A 17,949-nucleotide genomic window follows, 5' to 3' on the forward strand; every position below is an offset into this window, starting at 1 on the left:
CCATGACGCCGGAAACAGTGGTATAAAAGCACGTTCAAGGCAAATAACAGGCCGCAACCTATCATGCGGCTTGTATCGTCACCGCGAATTAACTAGATTTTGGCGCGCTTTATACCATTTGTAATCGGCATCAAGGCCATATGATCAATTCCGAACTGTCCCATTTACGCGGCTCTCCCTTTGAGGCCCTCCGCCAACTGCTCGATCCGATGCCGTCGGCACCGGGCATGGAGCCGCTGATCCTGACGATCGGAGAACCGCAACATAAACCGCCGCAGTTGATGATTGATACACTGCGCGCAAATGAGCATCTATATGGCAAATATCCGCCAATTGCCGGAACGCCGGAATTACGGACTGCAATCACGGGATGGCTCAATCGCCGCTATGATCTCCCAGATGGGATGATAGATGCCGACAGCAATATCGCGCCAGTAAATGGTACAAAAGAAGCGTTGTATATGATCGCCTCCGTTCTTACGGAGCGGGCCGGTCACAACCAGCCCCAACCGGCAATTTTACTGCCAACACCCTATTATCATGTCTATCACGCAGCGGCGGTAATGGCCGGTGCGGAGCCGGTTTTTCTACCTGCCGGAAAAGCGACACATTTCTTTCCCGATCTCGACGCTCTCGACCCGGAGCTGCTGAACAGAACATCTGCCTTTTATCTGTGCAATCCGTCCAATCCCCAGGGAACCGTCGCGGATGCGGCATATCTGAAAGCCGCCCTGGAACTTGCGCGCAAGCATGACTTCACGCTGATCGTAGACGAATGCTATTCGGAGATTTACGATAAAACACCCCCCACGGGAATTCTCGAGATCTGCGCCCAGGAGGGAGGCGCGCTGGATCCTGTGCTGGCCTTTCACTCCCTTTCCAAACGTTCCAGCGCGGCGGGGCTTCGGTCCGGGTTCTGTGTTGGCGAAACTCCGCTCATTCAGACATTTCTGAACTTACGCAGTTTCTCGGGCGCCGCATCGCCCCTGCCGGTCTGTGCCGCGGCCACAGCACTTTGGAACGATGATGCCCATGTCGAGGAAAATCGTTCCCTCTATCGCGCCAAATTCGATATGGCCGAAGAGTTGTTTGGGTCGGAATTCGGATTCTACCGCCCCGAAGGCGGCTTTTTCCTCTGGCTTGATGTCGGCGATGGTGTCGAGGCGGCCAAACGCCTCTGGACAAAGGCCGCGATCCGGGTGCTGCCGGGCCAGTATTTGAGTGTTGCTGGCCCTGATGGTATTAACCCGGGAGATCCTTACATCCGGGTTGCCCTCGTCGCTGAACCGGAAAACAGCAAAGAGGCTTTATCTAGGTTGGCCAATAGCTTATAGAATACAAGTATGATGTTTAAATCAAAAGGCTCCAAATCAATTTCCCTGTTGCCGAGTGGAAGCGTAGATTTTCTTCACCGACGGCTTATCGAGCTGGGTGGATTTGCACTTCTTATACTTGCGCTGATCTGTATTTTATCCCTCGTTTCCTACTCACCGGATGATCCGAATTTCAATCATGCGACTGCTAATCCGGCAGGTAATTTTCTGGGTCTCGGCGGCGCACATCTTGCGGACCTGTTACTGCAAACGATCGGATTCGGCGCCGTCGCGCTGGTTCTTGGACTGATCGCCTGGGCCTGGCGTGTGATGTCTCATCGTGGATTACGCTGGGGATGGATCCATCTGGCGGTACTTCCTTTCGGCGTATCGTTTGCTGCGGCGACGTTGGCCGCCTTGCCGGTTGCCGATAGCTGGCCTCTTAATTCCGGATACGGCGGCATTGTTGGAGAGGTCATCTTCAACTCCGTGACCGTGGCCGGCCAGCAAATCGGTATCAATATTCATCCGGCAATTCTCGGTCCAATTTTTCTGGTAATTGCTGCCGTCCTTCTCCTTATTTCGTTTGGTGTCTCCGGGCAGGAATGGCGGATTGTCGGTCTTTCGCTGAAAGCCATTGTGCAAACATTGCTGCTGGCGCCCGGCTATCTGCGGGATTTCCGCTTTCGCGGCAATGCCGATGACATAGATGCGGCGGAAGACGAAGAATCGGGCGCGCCGCCACGGAAGAAAAAAGCGCGGCTTAAAAAGTCAAAGGTGCCGGAAGTACGCAAAGCCATCGAACCACAGATCGAGCAGCGCAGATCCAGCGCCGCCGTTGGCAAACGGGTTGCCGCAGAAAAACAACCCGCACTTAAGCTTGGTCCGGCGGATGAATATCAATTGCCGCCGCTTGATCTCCTGTCACTCCCGAGCGCAAAGCAAGCATCCAAACCCGTCAGTGAGGAGGCATTGTCCAAGAACGCCAGATTGCTTGAATCCGTGCTCGATGACTATGGGATTAAAGGCGATATCAGCCGTGTGCGTCCCGGACCGGTAGTGACCTTGTACGAGCTGGAACCTGCGCCGGGGCTGAAAAGCTCACGTGTCATCGGGCTTGCTGACGACATTGCCCGCTCCATGAGCGCCATTTCAACCCGTATTGCCGTGATCCCCGGACGCAACGCCATCGGCATCGAGCTTCCGAACCAGCGGCGGGAAACGGTGTTTTTGCGGGAACTCCTCTCGGCCGCTGCCTACGAAAGCACAAACTCAAAACTAACTCTTGCGCTTGGCAAGGATATTGGTGGTGATCTGGTGGTGGCGGACCTGTCCCGGATGCCACATCTGTTGATCGCCGGCACGACCGGCTCGGGTAAATCCGTTGCCGTCAATACGATGATCCTGTCCCTGCTCTATCGGCTGTCTCCGGAAGAATGCCGGTTTATCATGATTGACCCGAAAATGCTGGAACTGTCTGTCTATGACGGAATTCCGCATTTGCTGGCGCCAGTGGTTACCGAACCGGGTAAGGCCGTAGTTGCCCTTAAATGGGCCGTTAAGGAGATGGAGGAACGTTATCGCAAGATGGCGGAGCTTGGTGTCCGAAACGTTGATGGCTACAACCAGCGTATTCGCGAGGCCCAGAAAAAGGGCGAGGTCCTCAAACGGACCGTTCAGACAGGTTTCGACACAGCAAGCGGAGAGCCGGTATTTGAGGAACGTGCCCTCGATACGGAACCGTTACCCATGATCGTCATCATCGTCGATGAAATGGCGGACCTGATGATGGTTGCTGGCAAGGATATCGAGGTAGCGGTACAACGCCTCGCCCAGATGGCCCGTGCCGCAGGGCTGCATGTGGTCATGGCAACCCAGCGTCCGTCCGTCGACGTCATCACCGGCACCATCAAGGCGAACTTCCCAACACGGATCAGCTTCCAGGTTACCTCAAAAATTGACAGTCGCACCGTCCTTGGGGAACAGGGCGCGGAGCAGCTCCTTGGTCAGGGTGACATGCTCTATATGCCGGGTGCCGGACGGGTACAACGTGTCCATGGCCCGTTCGTCTCCGATGAAGAGGTTGAACAGGTCGTCAGCTTTCTGAAAGCGCAGGGCGAACCCGATTACAAGGAAGAAGTCACTGAAGAGGATCAGGGCGATTTCGATGGCATGATGGGCGGGCCCGGCGGAAATTCAGGCGATGAACTCTATGATCGCGCCGTCGAGCTTGTCTGCCGGGAGCGAAAAGCCTCCACCAGCTTCGTGCAAAGGCATCTGCAAATTGGCTATAACCGCGCCGCACGGATTATTGACCAGATGGAAAAAGAAGGTGTCATCGGGGCTGCCAATCATGTGGGTAAGCGCGAAGTGCTGGCCCGGGACATCAATGACCGCGAACGATAAAGGAAAAGGCTTTTTTCTGGCTTTTTCCCCAAAGCATTCCCATATTTGGAGAATATTGGCGAAAGAGCCAACCTTCGATCCCTAGGTGAGAATTGAATGCGTTATATGCTGAAACCAGCCCAAATCCTATTTACGCTACTGATAGTAACGATCAGCGCGTCCCCCGCTATTGCGGAATTGAATGCACAGGATCAGGCCGAGATTGATCGGGTCGAGGCCTACCTTGATACCATCAAGACCATGAAAGCCGATTTCCTGCAAATCGACTCTGCTGGTGGGATCGCCGAAGGCAAGGTTTATATGCGCAAGCCCGGCCGCATGCGGTTTGAGTATAAACCACCTGCCCAGATCCTTGTGGTCGCGGATGGTCTCTGGCTCGTCTTCCATGACAAGGAGCTCAAGGAGACAACGCGCCTGCCGCTTTCAGCAACACCGGTGAACGTCCTGCTTAAGGAAAATGCCGATCTGAGTGATGATGTTACCGTCACCAAAGTTGAGAATGATGCCAGTACAATCCGCCTGACCATTGTCGATACGGATAATCCGGATGAGGGTAATATCGTGCTGATCTTCAGCGATAATCCGCTTCAGCTGCGCCAATGGCTTGTAACCGATGCACAAGGGCAGGTCACAAGCATCAGCCTTGGCAAGGTGGAGAAGAATATCAAGCTGAAGCCTGAACTGTTCACCTTCTTCGACAGCCAATACGAATAAGAATGAATTTATCTCCTGTTCCATGTTAGAAAATCGGTCATGTTTAACAGCCGGAGTCCTGATATGGAATATGACGACGAGTTCGATGAAGATCTTCCAGACATCGAAGATTATCCGACGTTAATATCCGTTGTCCGCTTCAATAAGCTGATTCCGTCAATTCCCTGGTTTAGCGAGGTGGGTGAACCTTTGGATCAGGATAGCGTGACTGCAGCCCGCGACTATATGGACGGGCTGGGATTTCCAGGTGTGTTTGTCGCTGAGGTAGAAAATTGGGAAGATGCAGCCTATGCCGCCGCCAATCCGGAATTCAACAGCGAATGGTGGGACGCAGAAGAACAGTTACGGATGGCGCTGACAACATCCGCCCTTGAACTCATGAGCGAAGAGGATCTCAATCTCGCACTCACCCATGTCTCGGCCACGGCCTCCGATATCATCAATAACGCGGTGGAGGCCGCCACAATGGACGCCGGGATCGAAGATCAGGAACTGATCCGCGCCACTGCCGGATCAGCTCTGCAGAGCTGTCATCAGGCAGCGCTTGTTCTCGCCGCGGGAGAAGAAGACACCCACCCCTTCGCCCTGAAATACAGGCTTTTTGAGCATGGCCATTGGCCAATTGCCATTACCGGCAGCAGCTTTAATATTTTCTAGAATTGTCCAAGAAAGAGGAAAAATGAGTCATCTGCGTGTCGCCACCTGGAACGTCAACTCCGTTCGCGCCCGCCTTGCCCATGTGGAAACATTTGTCGAGCAAAGTCAGCCGGATATCCTGTGCCTTCAGGAAACGAAGGTAACCGACAACGAATTCCCGCTTAAAAGTTTTGCCAAGATGGGATATGAACATTACGCCATTGCCGGACAAAAAAGTTACAATGGCGTTGCGATTTTCTCAAAAATTCCCTTTGTCACGACAGAGCCCATTCAATGGTGCGGCAAGGATGATAAGAGGCACCTCGCCATTACGCTTGAAACCGGGATGGAAATCCATAATTTCTATGTCCCGGCAGGCGGCGATATTGCTGATGTCGCCCTGAACGACAAGTTCGCCCACAAACTGGATTTCATGACGGAAATGGCAGACTGGTTTGCCGAACGCCGCACGGATGACAATAAAATGATTCTGGTAGGCGATCTTAATGTTGCTCCTTTTGAGACCGATGTCTGGAACCACAAACAACTCTTGAAGGTTGTCAGCCATACCCCAATCGAAGTGGAGCATATGGCACGGATGTATGAGTCTCACGGCTGGATCGATGCAATGCGCCATTTTGTGCCGGAACCCGAGCCCCTGTTTTCCTGGTGGAGTTATCGCGCGCGTGACTGGAGGGCCTCCAATCGCGGGCGGCGGCTTGATCATGTCTGGGTAACCCCAGCCCTAAAGCCGCATTTGAAAGCGATGGAAATTGCGTTCACTTCACGCGACTGGGAAAAGCCATCTGACCATGCGCCCGTCATTGTCGATTTCGACCTTACCGGCATGAGATAGCCAAGGCTTCCGCTCAACAATTTGCCGCTTTAGGCTTGCCCGACGATGGGGCTTACGGCAAAGTTCCCAGACAATAATAAAAATTGGGGAGCGAAAATGTCAGAGAGTTCAAATGCAGCAGGCCGATTGAACGGAAAAATCGCCTTGGTAACTGGCGGAGCCTCGGGCATTGGCCGGGCTACTGTCGAGCGGTTCCTGCGTGAGGGAGCGAAAGTAGCCCTTACCGATATCGGACAGGACAAGGGCGAGATACTTGCAGCTACCCTCGCAGACGAAGGCTATGACGTTTTTTACCAAACCCTTGATGTCGTTAATCCCGATGAATGGCACGCAGTTGTTGATGCCGTTGTTGCGCGATGGGGACGGCTGGATATTCTCGTTAATTCTGCGGGTATCGGCCGGGCAAAGGGCCTGCTAGATATGTCATACGATTTCTGGAAGCAAACGATTTCAATCAATCTGGACGGCACCTTTCTGGGAACGCAAACCGTTGTAAACAGCATGAAGGATACCGGCGGCGGGTCCATCATTAACATCTCCTCCGTCCTCGGGTTTGTTGGGTTGTCCAATATTTCCGCCTATGCCGCCAGCAAGGGCGGTGTCCGGCTGTTCACCAAGGCCGCGGCCATTGAATGCGCTGAAAAAGGCTACAACATCCGGGTAAACTCGGTGCATCCGGGATATATCGAAACGCCCATGGTGATGCGGCGATTCGATAAAATCGACGAAAGCGAACGCGAAGCAGAAGAAACCCGGCTGAAACAGTCGCACCCTCTTGGCCGTCTTGGCAAGCCGGAGGAGATCGCCTCAATGATCCTGTATCTAGCCTCCGACGAGGCCGGATTTGTAACGGGGGCCGAGTTCGTTGCGGATGGCGGTTATCTCGCCCGTTAAAGCCCCTAAAGCTGCCGATACATATGATAGCGGCCTTCTGCAACGCTGCCGGGGAGTGGCTGGGCTTGCCAAATGTCCATTTCAAATGGCTGGTCACTGACGATAACGGCGCCGGACACCAGCAGCCTCGGAAGGCTCTCTCCAAGCATCTTTGCAAGTGCGACACTCGCGGCCTTGTCGCCGGAACCAATATCGCAATGGGCCAGAACCGCCTTCATTTTCATTCGTTCAACGGCAATCGGCAGGGTTTCCAGAAAATCCCCGACAATCATATGATCGTCATCTGGGATGCAGTCTGGATGCGCTTTCACATGACGATCGAACACATAAATATCCCGCTCCGGCATGAGAAAGCGTAAATGATCATATGTCCTGCCGTTTCCGAGGCCGAGCTCCAAAACGCTTCCGGGCATATCGTCGATAAGGGCGGCAGCATGGTTCAGGCAATCCCGCTGTGCACTCACCCGCCGTATAAAACTATCAAGCCGACTCATTTTGGTACCCTTTGCTTAATCGCCATTCGGTGAGAACATCGTTATCTGTTTCCTGTTCGGTTATTTCGTCCCGCAACCGGTTATACGACTCAGCGTCGGCAAGCCGACCCACAGCCCAGACAGCCGCCACCCTGACAATTGGCGACGCGTCCTGTAAAAGTGGCGTCACAACCTCAAGGTCTTCACAGTTATCGCCATTGCCAATTGCAATCAATACGTTTCGGACAAACCGATTACGCCCGAGCCTTTTTACCGGTGTCCCGGCGAATAGCGCCCTAAAGGCGGTATCATCCAGCGTTGCGAGCTCTGCCAGTTTTGGAGCCGTAAGCGCCGGCTTTGGTTTCAGGCTCAATTCCCTGGCATGTTTCGCATATTTATTCCAGGGGCAAATGGCCAGACAATCGTCGCAGCCATATATCCGGTTCCCTATCAGTGGCCGCAGGTCGCGCTCGATATGCGATTTCGTTTCAATTGTAAGGTAAGAAATGCAGCGTGTGGCATCGAGCTGGTAGGGCGCCGGAAAGGCATTGGTTGGGCATATATCAAGACAGGCGGTACAGGACCCGCAGCTCCCCTCTTCCCTGGCGTCTGACGGAATATCGAGCGTCGTGAAAATACATCCAAGAAATAGCCAGGATCCAAACTCCCGGCTTAATAGATTGGTGTGCTTTCCCTGCCAGCCAAGGCCTGCCGCCGCCGCGAGGGGCTTTTCCATCACCGGCGCGGTATCAACAAACACCTTGACGTCCCCGCCATGATCCCTGATGAGCCCGCGCGCGATACGCTTGAGCTTCTTCTTGATCACATCATGATAGTCGCGGCCCTGCGCATAAACGGAGATAACGCCGCGATCAGCCTTTCCAGTATGGGTGAGTGGATCTGTCTCTGGACCATAATTCAGGGCCAGCACAATAACGGTCCGCGCTTCGGGCCAAAGGGCCTGCGGATGACGGCGCCACGCCGCTTTCTCGACAATCCAATCCATATCGCCATGACGCTCGAGCGCGATGAACTCCTGTAGCCGGTCACCGGGAGTCTCCCCAATATCGGCGGGTGCAAACCCGACCGCATCGAAACCCTCAGCCTTCGCCATTTCGCGAATACGCGCTTTATCGACGGGAGAGTTATCTGGCTCAGAAATCAAGGTCGGCATAATGAGATGGCGCGGGCATACCAGGTAGATTATCCGCCAGAATAGGCCTGAAGCTCGGACGCGATTTAGCCCGGGCATACCATATTTTCGCAGATGGATGATGCTCCCACGGCACATCCCCCAGATAATCTACGCTGGACAATTGAGCCGCCGCGGCGATGTCGGCAAGACTGAAATCATCTCCGGCCAGCCAGGAACGACGCTCAACGAGATAGGTAATATATTCGAGATGATAATGAATATTGTGATGCCCGGCGCGAATGGCGGCGGTATTCGGTGTCCCCGACTTGGTCAGTCTCTTCATGATCTTTTCTTCAACCAGGTTATCCGTCACCTCGGTGAAAAATTTTCGGTCGAACCAGCCGACAAGGCGCCGTGTCTCTGCCCGGTCAAGGCGATCCTTGGGGAGCAACGGAACGTCCTCATAAGTTTCGTCAAGATACTCGCAAATCGCCTGACTGTCAGACAAAGTGATATCGTTCTCATCCACCAGCACAGGCACCTCTCCCGCCGGGTTGCGGGCGAGAAGATTGCGTCGTCGTTCCCATGGTTTTTCTATTTTAAGTTCGAATTTCAACCCTTTTTCTGCCAATGCCAAACGGACTTTACGGCAAGCGGGCGAAATCCAGAAGTGATACAGTGTTCGCATGGGGGGACATTAACCCATGCGGCCGGAATGTAGAATAGGCTGATTGCAGGTTTTCCTAAAAATGTTGCGGCCAGCTAAACCGCCTATCAGTTCACAGGATATATACGAAGGCTCTCACTCCGCTGAAGAAGCCGCGCGCATTCACGCCGGATACGTTCAAACATTTCCGCAACCCGTAACTTGCCAAGCTGGTCCAGCCGATCAACTTGCCGAAGCGCCATTTCCGGTGCCTCCTCGCCATAGACAAGGATGAAGCGGCGTGCGGCCCATTTGACATCCACCATGCTAATGATGGGATCGGCATATGTGCCGGCGGACAAACCAGTTTCCAGATTATTGAAGGACGTTGTGTTTTCCATTTTGGTATCTCCAGCAAACATAATTCATGTTCTCGATTTACCTAAACAACAGCAAACTCCATGCCAATTTGAAGACGTCTTTTCTGCGCTATTTACAGCATTGCCATACGAAATTCGTTACCAGGAGGGACATTCTACCCGGTTTGCGGCAAATTCTGCCGAAAAAATGCCGGAGCGTTTCGGCTCCGGCTATATGTTTTAGGATTGTTCTTACTCAAGCTGTTTGCTGGGCAATCTCGTCTGATATCGGATGTTCCAGCTTGTTCAACATTTCTTTCGGGCAAACCTGATAGAACTTCTCCCGCTCCCAATCCCAATCGGCAAGAAGGGCTTGGGCAAACTCAGAATGAGTATTTTCAGCATGATCCGCGATCATTTTTTTCAGGACCTCTTCCCAATGAGCGGATTCAAGTCGTTGATAAACGACTGATTCGCCATTTATGTGAATTGGCAAGACATCATCAATGTCATAAACGAATGCCATCCCGCCCGTCATTCCGGCCGCGAAATTGTCTCCAACGGACCCCAAAATCGCCACCAGACCGCCTGTCATATATTCGCACCCGTTGGTGCCGCAGCCCTCAACCACGGAAACCGCACCCGAGTTTCTGACAGCGAAACGCTCTCCCGCCTGACCGGCCGCATAGAGCGATCCTGAGGTTGCGCCATAAAGAACTGTATTGCCAATGATGGCATTTTCGTTCCATTTGAGCGGACTTGATGTCAGGGGACGGACAACAATACTGCCACCCGACAGTCCCTTGCCGCAATAATCATTGGCATCACCAAGTACTTCGAGCTTTAATCCCTGAACTGCAAAAGCACCAAGGGACTGGCCGGCTGAGCCACGAAGCCGAACCGTGATATGGCCAGGCTCCAGCCCAGTCATCCCGAATGTTCGAACGATCCGCGATGACAGCTTGGTGCCAATAGCCCGATGCGTGTTACGAATGCTGTAGGCAAGCTGCTTCTTCTCACCGCCCTTGGTGAACACGCTGGCCGCGTCCATGATCATCTGCGCATCCAGCGTTTCCGGCACAGGGACCGGCCCTTCATTGACGCAGTAACGCGGATTGTTTCCGGCATCGGCTTCCGCCAGCAGCGGGTTCAGATCGAGATCATCAAGATGGGCAGAGCCACGGCTGACCTGCGAGAGCAGTCCGCTACGCCCAATAATTTCCTGCAAGGACCGGTATCCGAGTTGGGCCAGAATCTCGCGCACCTCTTCAGCAAGGAAGCTGAACAGATTCACAACCTTGTCGGCGTTCCCTTCGAATTTCTTGATCAGATCCTCGTCCTGGGTACAAATGCCAACCGGACATGTATTTGAATGACACTGGCGTACAAGAATACAGCCCATCGCTACCAGCGCGCCGGTACCAAGTCCATATTCCTCTCCGCCCATCATCGCGCTGATGACAATATCACGGCCGGTTTTCATGCCGCCATCGACCCGCAGCAAAACGCCGTGGCGAAGCTTGTTCAAGGTCAGCACCTGATTGACCTCCGGCAGTCCCATTTCCCATGGTACACCGGCATATTTCAACGACGTCTGCGGGCTCGCGCCAGTGCCGCCAGAGTTGCCGGAGATCATGATGACATCCGCCTTTGCCTTGGCCACACCGGCCGCGACGGTACCGATCCCTGCTTCCGCGACGAGTTTGACGCAGACCCGGGCCTCAGGGTTGATCTGCTTCAGGTCATAAATGAGCTGGGCTAGATCCTCGATTGAGTAGATGTCATGATGCGGTGGCGGCGAAATCAGGGTAACACCGGGGGTCGAATTCCGGAGCTTCGCAATCATCTCCGAAACCTTGAAGCCCGGCAACTGCCCTCCCTCGCCGGGTTTCGCACCTTGCGCAATCTTGATTTCGATTTCTTCACAGTTGTTCAGATACTCGGCTGTGACACCAAAACGACCCGAGGCAATCTGCTTGATTGCGGAATTGGCGTTATCGCCATTGGCCCGTGGCTTGTAACGGTTGACATCCTCACCACCTTCACCGCTGTCGGACTTGCCGCCGATCCGGTTCATGGCGATTGCGAGTGTTTCATGTGCCTCCCGGCTGAGGGCGCCAAGGCTCATGGCGCCAGTTACAAACCGCTTGCGAATTTCCGTAATGCTCTCGACTTCATCGATGGAGATCGGTTGACGTTGGGACTTGAAATCAAGAAGATCGCGTAAATTGACCGGCGCCATCCGGCGCATCCCATCACTGTATTTTTTGTAAAGTGAGTAGCTGTCCTTCTCGACCGCTGTTTGCAGCAAATGCACCAACTCACCATCAAACGAATGGACCTCCCCGGACGCGCGGTATCGATACAACCCTCCGACAGGAAGGCTGATGACATCCTCGCGATAAGCTTTAGTGTGCTGTTCAATCACCTTGTGCTGAATGCCTGGCAGGCCAATTCCGGACACACGCGATGGCATGCCGGGGAAAAATTCCGCCACCAGCGCCCGAGACAGACCCACGGCTTCGAAGTTATACCCGCCGCGATAGGAACTGATGACGGATATGCCCATCTTTGACATAACCTTCAAAAGACCCTGATCTATCGCATCCTTGGCACGGGCAAGGCAGCTCTGAACATCCAGACCCGGGAACAAACCCCGTTCATGGCGATCCATAATAGCTTCCTGCAGCAAGTAGGCATTAACCGTTGTTGCCCCCACGCCAATCAGAACGGCAAAATATTGCACATCGAGACATTCACCCGACCGGATATTTATGGATGTAAAGGTGCGTAGTCCTTCATTCACGAGATGCGTATGAACACCCGCAGCCGCCAGGATAGAGGGAATAGGCGCGCGTGATTCATCACAGGTTATATCGCTCAGGATCAGGTGGGCGCACCCTCCCCTAACAGCGTTTTCCGCCTCTGTCCGGATATACCGAAGCGCGTTAGTCAGCGCATCCGGTCTATCCTCAACATTGAAGGTACAATCAATGACCTGAGCGCCGTCACCCATATATTCCTGCATGGCGTCAAACTCACCATTGGTCAGCACAGGTGATTCAAGTGACAGGATTTCCGCCTGGCTCTTATCCTCATCCAGAATGTTGTTCAGGTTACCAAGACGGGTCTTGAGCGTCATGACACTGCGCTCGCGCAGGCTGTCAATTGGCGGATTTGTCACCTGACTGAATCTCTGCCGGAAATAATGGTGAAGACCGCGATATTGCTTGGACAGCACGGCAAGCGGCGTGTCGTCGCCCATAGAGCCGACTGCTTCTTTTCCATCTTCCACCATAGGCTGGACAATCAATTCCAGATCCTCAAGTGACCAGCCGGCGCAAAGCTGACGCTTCCGCAGATTTGTCCGGTCAAACTTCCGGGTTTCCGGTGATCCCGAAATTTTGCTGCCAAGATCCACCGTATTCTCGATCCATTTGTCGAAAGGCTGGGCATTCGCCATCTTGTCTTTCAATTCACGATCAAAATAGAAACGACCTTTCTGGAGGTCGACACCGATCATCTGACCGGGACCAACGCGGCCTTTTCGTGTAATCCGGGATTCATTGACCGGAACCATGCCGGTTTCAGAACCGACAAGCAGCAGATTATCCCCGGTGATCGTATAGCGCAGCGGACGGAGACCATTACGGTCCATTCCGGCAATGACCCAGCGTCCGTCTGTCGCACAGATCGCCGCCGGGCCATCCCATGGCTCCATCACCGAGTTACAATAGGCATAGAGCGCCTTGTGTTTCGTCGGCATATTCTCCTTATTCGCCCAGCTTTCCGGGATCAGCAAGGTTTTTGCCATTGGTGCGCTACGTCCAGCGCGGACCAGCACTTCAAATACAGCATCCAGGGCCGCACTGTCCGAACTTCCCGCCTGAATAATGGGTTTCACATCATCCGACTTATCACCGAATGTATTGGAGACCATGCGGATTTCGTGGCTTTTCATCCAGTTGATGTTGCCCCGGATTGTATTGATTTCGCCATTATGGGCCAGCATACGGAACGGCTGCGCCAGGTTCCATGTTGGGAAAGTGTTCGTCGAATAACGCTGGTGATAAATCGCAAAGGTGGAAACAAACCGCTCATCCAGCAAGTCAGGATAAAAGCTGGAAAGCTGTTCCGCCAGAAACATTCCCTTGTAGATGATGGAACGGCAGGAAAGCGTACAGATGTAGAAGCCACTGATATGTGCCGCAAGGACCTTTTTCTCGATCCGGCGGCGAATGATATACAGGTCGCGTTCAAACTCATTATCGTCCACACCGCGCGTGTTCGCGATCATAATCTGCTCGATTTCAGGGCGGGTGGCGTTAGCTTTTTCCCCGATGATGCTCGCATCGACCGGTACCTGGCGCCAGCCATAGATATAATATCCAAAAGCAAGTATCTCGCTCTCGACAATTGTCCGACAGGTTTCTTGCGCCTCAAAATTTGTTTTCGGCAGGAAAACCATACCGACTGCCAGCTTGCCATCGATGGGCTCATGACCGGTGCGAACGATATGCTCTTTAAAGAAGTCCTGCGGAATTTGCACATGAATGCCGCAACCGTCGCCGGTTTTACCGTCCGCATCAACGGCCCCGCGATGCCAGACAGCCTTCAACGCATCAATACCCGCCTCAACAACGGAACGCGATGGCTTGCCATCAATAGCAGCCACAAGTCCGACACCGCAGCTGTCTTTTTCCTCGGCCGGATCATAAAGACCGTTTGCCTGTAAATGAGCGGCATTCTCCGTCCAGGATTTAACAAACTCTTCACCGGCGGAGAGGTTAGCGGATTGATTTTCAATTTGCTTTTTCATGTTCATCTCACTCCGTTAAGAGGCCAGCGCCGACTGTTCGTTTCTTTGTTTTTCCATAAGGAACTGATGTACAGATTGCGCCGCGTCCCGTCCGTCACGAATAGCCCAGACAACAAGAGATGCCCCGCGCACAATGTCACCAATGGCAAACACACCTTCAAGATTGGTCATCGCCGTCTTGAAATTAACGGCGACTGTCCCCCAGCGTGACACCTCAAGGCCTGGTTCATCGAACAGCTGTGGAATATCCTCGGCATCAAAACCCAATGCCTTGATAGCGAGATCGCAGGGGATATCATGCTCTGAGCCTTCTATCTCCACCGGCACCTGACGTCCCGTTGAATCAGCAATCCCCAAATGCATGTTGATTGCCTTAACGCCGCGCACGGTATCATCCCCCAGAAACGCCTTGGGCGCAGAAAGCCAGACAAATTCAACGCCTTCCTCCTCGGCATTTTCAACCTCGCGCAATGACCCTGGCATGTTCTTGCGGTCCCGCCGATAGAGGCATTTAACAGACTTAGCGCCCTGACGCACGGCAGTGCGTACGCAATCCATCGCTGTATCGCCACCACCGATAACAACGACGTTTTTATCCACAGCATTCAGCGTTCCATCCTCAAATTCCGGGACAGAATCGCCCAGCCCTTTGCGATTTGAAGCTGTCAGATATTCCAGCGCTGGAACAATGCCGTCAACACCGCTACCCGGCATGGAAATGTCCCGCGATTTATAAACACCGGTCGCGATAATGACGGCATCATGCTTCGCGCGAAGTTCTGCGAGGGTCGCGTCGCGGCCGACGTCGAAGTTCAGGTGAAAGGTAACCCCGCTGTCATTCAATAGCTTTGCACGCCGCTCAACCACTTCCTTTTCAAGCTTGAAATTGGGAATGCCGTAGATCATCAACCCGCCAACCCGATCATAGCGATCATAAACATGCACCTGATAGCCCTTTTTACGAAGCTGATCCGCCGCCGCAAGGCCGCCGGGACCCGCGCCGATCACACCAATGGATTGATCCCGCTCCTGCTGCGGAACGGTTGGCTTCACCCAGCCCTTCTCCCATGCGGTATCAGTAATGTATTTCTCTACAGCGCCAATTGTGACAGATTCGAAACCTTTCTCAATTACGCAGGACCCTTCACACAGACGATCCTGCGGGCAAATCCGCCCGCATATTTCCGGAAAATTGTTAGTCGCTTGACTGACTTCATAAGCCTCTTCCAGGCGCCCGGCGGCAGTCATCATCAGCCAATCCGGGATATTATTCTGAACCGGGCAATGGACCTGACAATAGGGAATACCGCATTGTGAACAGCGGCTTGCCTGCTCCGTCGCGCGGTCGCTGTTGAATTCATCATAAATCTCGCTGAAATCCTGGCGCCGGGAGTCCGCAGCACGCTTCGTTGGCATTTTCTTTTCCAGCGAGACAAATTTCAGCATTTTTTCAGTCATCAGCTATTCCCGTTCCGAACCCGCCACGCCAGGTCCAGCTATCCATATTTACAGTCAATCATATTACAATTACAAAGTCAGATTTGACGCACAGCTTCCGGCATCCTCTTAGCCCTTTTTAAGCAAGGCGGAACATCCGGAAATTGTGGCCCGACGGTTCTAAATACCTCAATTATATCATGAATGCCAGCTAAAATGTGCATTTATGTCAGTATTTATGACCTAAATGCACAAAGACTTTGTCAAACCGCAACGAAAATCTATTAAAATTGTAGGCCGACCAGATACTTTAGTTCCGTTTCGGACCTATTTTTCGGCTTCGTATTTCAGCCCGCCACCCCGACGATATCGCCTTAAATACTCAGGCACGACAGCGTCAATGGTGGTCGGCTTTATGCCGAGATCCTCGAGATTCGGGAAATCGCCACTCGGGACATTATCATATTTCAGAAGCTTCACCTGATCCGGGGTCAATTGCGGTCGTCCTGGCGCCATTGCCATAAATGTTGCCATCAGCGACATCATACCTGACGGAACAGGCAGCAGCAGGCATTTGCGATTGGTAAATTTAAGAACTTTCTCCATCAATTCGCAGAAGCTATAGGCATCGGGCCCTGAAAACTCCCAGACCTTGCCTTGCTGTTCTGGCGTTTCCAGAATCCGGTCAATCGCATCCACCAGATCTTCAACCCAGATTGGCTGCATCTTCTTATCTCCACCGTCTGCCAACGGGAATACCGGCGCCAGCGACAGAATACTTGCAAACCTGTTGAAAAAGTCATCATCCCGGCCAAAGACGACAGATGGCCGGAGAATTGTTGCACCGGGATATTCTTTCGCCGCCAACTCCTCGCCAACAGCCTTGCTGCGAGCATAGGCGGATTCATGATCCTTGCTGGCGCCGAGGGCGGACATGTGAACTAACTGCTGCGCTCCGGCTGCCTTCGCGGCCGCAGCAATCCTTTCAGCCGCGTCTACATGCAAGCGCCCGAAGTTCTGAGCTCCACTTTCATAGAGGACGCCGACCAGATTAATTACGATATCAGCACCGGCAACGGCTTTCTCGACCGAGCGCTGATCCCGGACGTTGGTTTTAAAGCCAAGTATCTGTCCCACGGTCCCCTGGGTCATCAGTTGTGCCGCACCTTCCGGATCGCGTGTCGCAATGCGAATTTGGTGACCTTTCGCCGCAAGCCGCCCCACCAGATGGCGGCCAATAAAGCCGGAACCGCCGAAAATGGTAATCAATTTAGCCGACATAACTTATCTTCCTCTGTCCTCAAGCAGCACATGCTTTCCGCTGAACTGAGGCCAATATTTACCTGCTTAAACCACCTGCGCCAAGTGCAAACCGAAAAATACTTGAAAAGAATTGACGAAGTTAGTTGACATCCGATCACGCGCTTTATATCAGAGGCGACAATAAGTTGCCCAGGTGGCGGAATTGGTAGACGCGCTAGCTTCAGGTGCTAGTTTCTGTATGGAAGTGGAAGTTCGAGTCTTCTCCTGGGCACCAATGCTTCAGCATATATTTACGGTTATGCCTCTATCCTTCACACCGCGCTAGCCGTTATCGGAGGATGAAATGGCAATTTTTCTGCATCAGGGCGATCTGCCGGACGACATGGACCTTGGCCCAATTGTCGCCATAGACAGTGAAACGATGGGATTGCTGCCACATCGGGATCGTCTTTGTCTCATCCAGCTTTCCTCCGGCGATGGAGACGCCCATCTGGTGAAATTTGATGGCAAAAACTACGACGCCCCCAATCTTGTCCGTCAGCTCGGCGATCCGGACCGGCTTAAACTTTTTCACTTCGGTCGCTTCGACATTGCAGTCATCGAACACTATCTCGGCGTCACGTGCGCCCCGGTATATTGCACAAAAATTGCCTCTCGCCTTGTGCGGACCTATACGGATCGGCATGGCCTGAAAAACCTGTGTCAGGAGCTGCTTGGGATTGACATTTCCAAGCAACAGCAATCCTCCGACTGGGGCGCCAAGGAACTGACGGAAGCGCAAATGGAATATGCTGCGTCGGATGTTCTCTATCTCCACGACCTCAAGAATTGCCTGGACCAGATGCTGGAACGAGAAGGCCGCATGGACCTCGCGCACCGATGTTTCGAGTTCTTACCTGTCCGGGCCAAACTTGATCTTTCGGGCTGGATGGACACGGATATATTCGCGCATAGCTGACACCGGGCCAAAAGCGGCTATTAACCTTGTTAAGAACACA

14 protein-coding genes and 1 tRNA gene are annotated in these 17,949 nt (G+C 53.2%); 8 read left to right on the plus strand and 7 right to left on the minus strand.

The genetic code is table 11. The annotated features are described in order from the left end of the window. The first annotated feature begins 140 nt into the window (after positions 1-140). The 6 genes from AACZ19_RS12415 (at position 141) to AACZ19_RS12440 (ending at position 6,819) form a co-directional block, all read left to right on the plus strand. Complete coding sequence (locus AACZ19_RS12415; RefSeq protein ID WP_339634369.1) at positions 141-1,334, plus strand: aminotransferase class I/II-fold pyridoxal phosphate-dependent enzyme; 1,194 nt, start codon at positions 141-143, stop codon at positions 1,332-1,334. A 9-nt stretch (positions 1,335-1,343) separates the two neighbouring features. After that, on the plus strand, positions 1,344-3,719 hold the full coding sequence (locus AACZ19_RS12420) for a DNA translocase FtsK 4TM domain-containing protein (protein WP_339634370.1): 2,376 nt from the start codon (positions 1,344-1,346) through the stop codon (positions 3,717-3,719). 96 nt (positions 3,720-3,815) lie between these two features. Beyond that, on the plus strand, positions 3,816-4,433 hold the full coding sequence (locus AACZ19_RS12425) for an outer membrane lipoprotein carrier protein LolA (protein ID WP_339634372.1): 618 nt from the start codon (positions 3,816-3,818) through the stop codon (positions 4,431-4,433). Between the two features lie 63 nt (positions 4,434-4,496). After that, positions 4,497-5,090, plus strand: coding sequence for a hypothetical protein (locus AACZ19_RS12430; protein WP_339634374.1), 594 nt, complete (start codon positions 4,497-4,499; stop codon positions 5,088-5,090). A gap of 22 nt (positions 5,091-5,112) precedes the next feature. Further along, complete coding sequence (gene xth / locus AACZ19_RS12435; RefSeq protein ID WP_339634376.1) at positions 5,113-5,925, plus strand: exodeoxyribonuclease III; 813 nt, start codon at positions 5,113-5,115, stop codon at positions 5,923-5,925. Between the two features lie 96 nt (positions 5,926-6,021). Then, the gene (locus AACZ19_RS12440; protein ID WP_339634378.1) at positions 6,022-6,819 is read left to right on the plus strand and encodes a glucose 1-dehydrogenase; all 798 of its coding nucleotides are present in this window, start codon (positions 6,022-6,024) and stop codon (positions 6,817-6,819) included. 5 nt (positions 6,820-6,824) lie between these two features. Here the strand turns inward: AACZ19_RS12440 and AACZ19_RS12445 are convergent, their stop codons facing one another. From AACZ19_RS12445 to AACZ19_RS12475, 7 genes are all read right to left on the minus strand, one after another. After that, positions 6,825-7,313 (minus strand): class I SAM-dependent methyltransferase, encoded by a 489-nt coding sequence (locus AACZ19_RS12445; RefSeq protein ID WP_339634379.1) that lies wholly within the window; start codon positions 7,311-7,313, stop codon positions 6,825-6,827. After that, on the minus strand, positions 7,300-8,466 hold the full coding sequence (queG, locus tag AACZ19_RS12450) for a tRNA epoxyqueuosine(34) reductase QueG (RefSeq protein WP_339634381.1): 1,167 nt from the start codon (positions 8,464-8,466) through the stop codon (positions 7,300-7,302). The genes AACZ19_RS12445 and queG overlap by 14 nt, the downstream gene beginning before the upstream one ends. Continuing rightward, positions 8,447-9,115 (minus strand): glutathione S-transferase family protein, encoded by a 669-nt coding sequence (locus AACZ19_RS12455; RefSeq protein WP_339634383.1) that lies wholly within the window; start codon positions 9,113-9,115, stop codon positions 8,447-8,449. Before AACZ19_RS12455 ends, queG begins: the two co-directional genes overlap by 20 nt. An 86-nt stretch (positions 9,116-9,201) precedes the next feature. Next, entirely contained in the window at positions 9,202-9,474 is a 273-nt protein-coding gene (locus tag AACZ19_RS12460; RefSeq protein WP_339634385.1) for a hypothetical protein, read from the minus strand. Between the two features lie 214 nt (positions 9,475-9,688). Further along, a complete protein-coding gene (gltB, locus tag AACZ19_RS12465) occupies positions 9,689-14,251 on the minus strand; it encodes a glutamate synthase large subunit (protein ID WP_339634387.1) in 4,563 nt (1,520 codons plus the stop codon). Between the two features lie 15 nt (positions 14,252-14,266). Next, positions 14,267-15,709, minus strand: a complete 1,443-nt coding sequence (locus AACZ19_RS12470; RefSeq protein WP_339634389.1) for an NAD(P)-dependent oxidoreductase — start codon at positions 15,707-15,709, stop codon at positions 14,267-14,269. A 306-nt stretch (positions 15,710-16,015) separates the two neighbouring features. Continuing rightward, a complete protein-coding gene (locus AACZ19_RS12475) occupies positions 16,016-16,969 on the minus strand; it encodes a complex I NDUFA9 subunit family protein (protein WP_339634391.1) in 954 nt (317 codons plus the stop codon). A 169-nt stretch (positions 16,970-17,138) separates the two neighbouring features. On the opposite strand from AACZ19_RS12475, the gene AACZ19_RS12480 reads away from it, so the two are divergent. Together AACZ19_RS12480 and AACZ19_RS12485 are read left to right on the plus strand one after the other, a co-directional pair. Beyond that, positions 17,139-17,225: transfer RNA gene (locus AACZ19_RS12480), tRNA-Leu, on the plus strand. 69 nt (positions 17,226-17,294) lie between these two features. Then, a complete protein-coding gene (locus AACZ19_RS12485; RefSeq protein WP_339634394.1) occupies positions 17,295-17,909 on the plus strand; it encodes a ribonuclease D in 615 nt (204 codons plus the stop codon). Positions 17,910-17,949: the final 40 nt, after the last annotated feature.

Origin of the sequence: uncultured Sneathiella sp. (assembly GCF_963973085.1) — a bacterium.
Classification (GTDB): domain Bacteria; phylum Pseudomonadota; class Alphaproteobacteria; order Sneathiellales; family Sneathiellaceae; genus Sneathiella.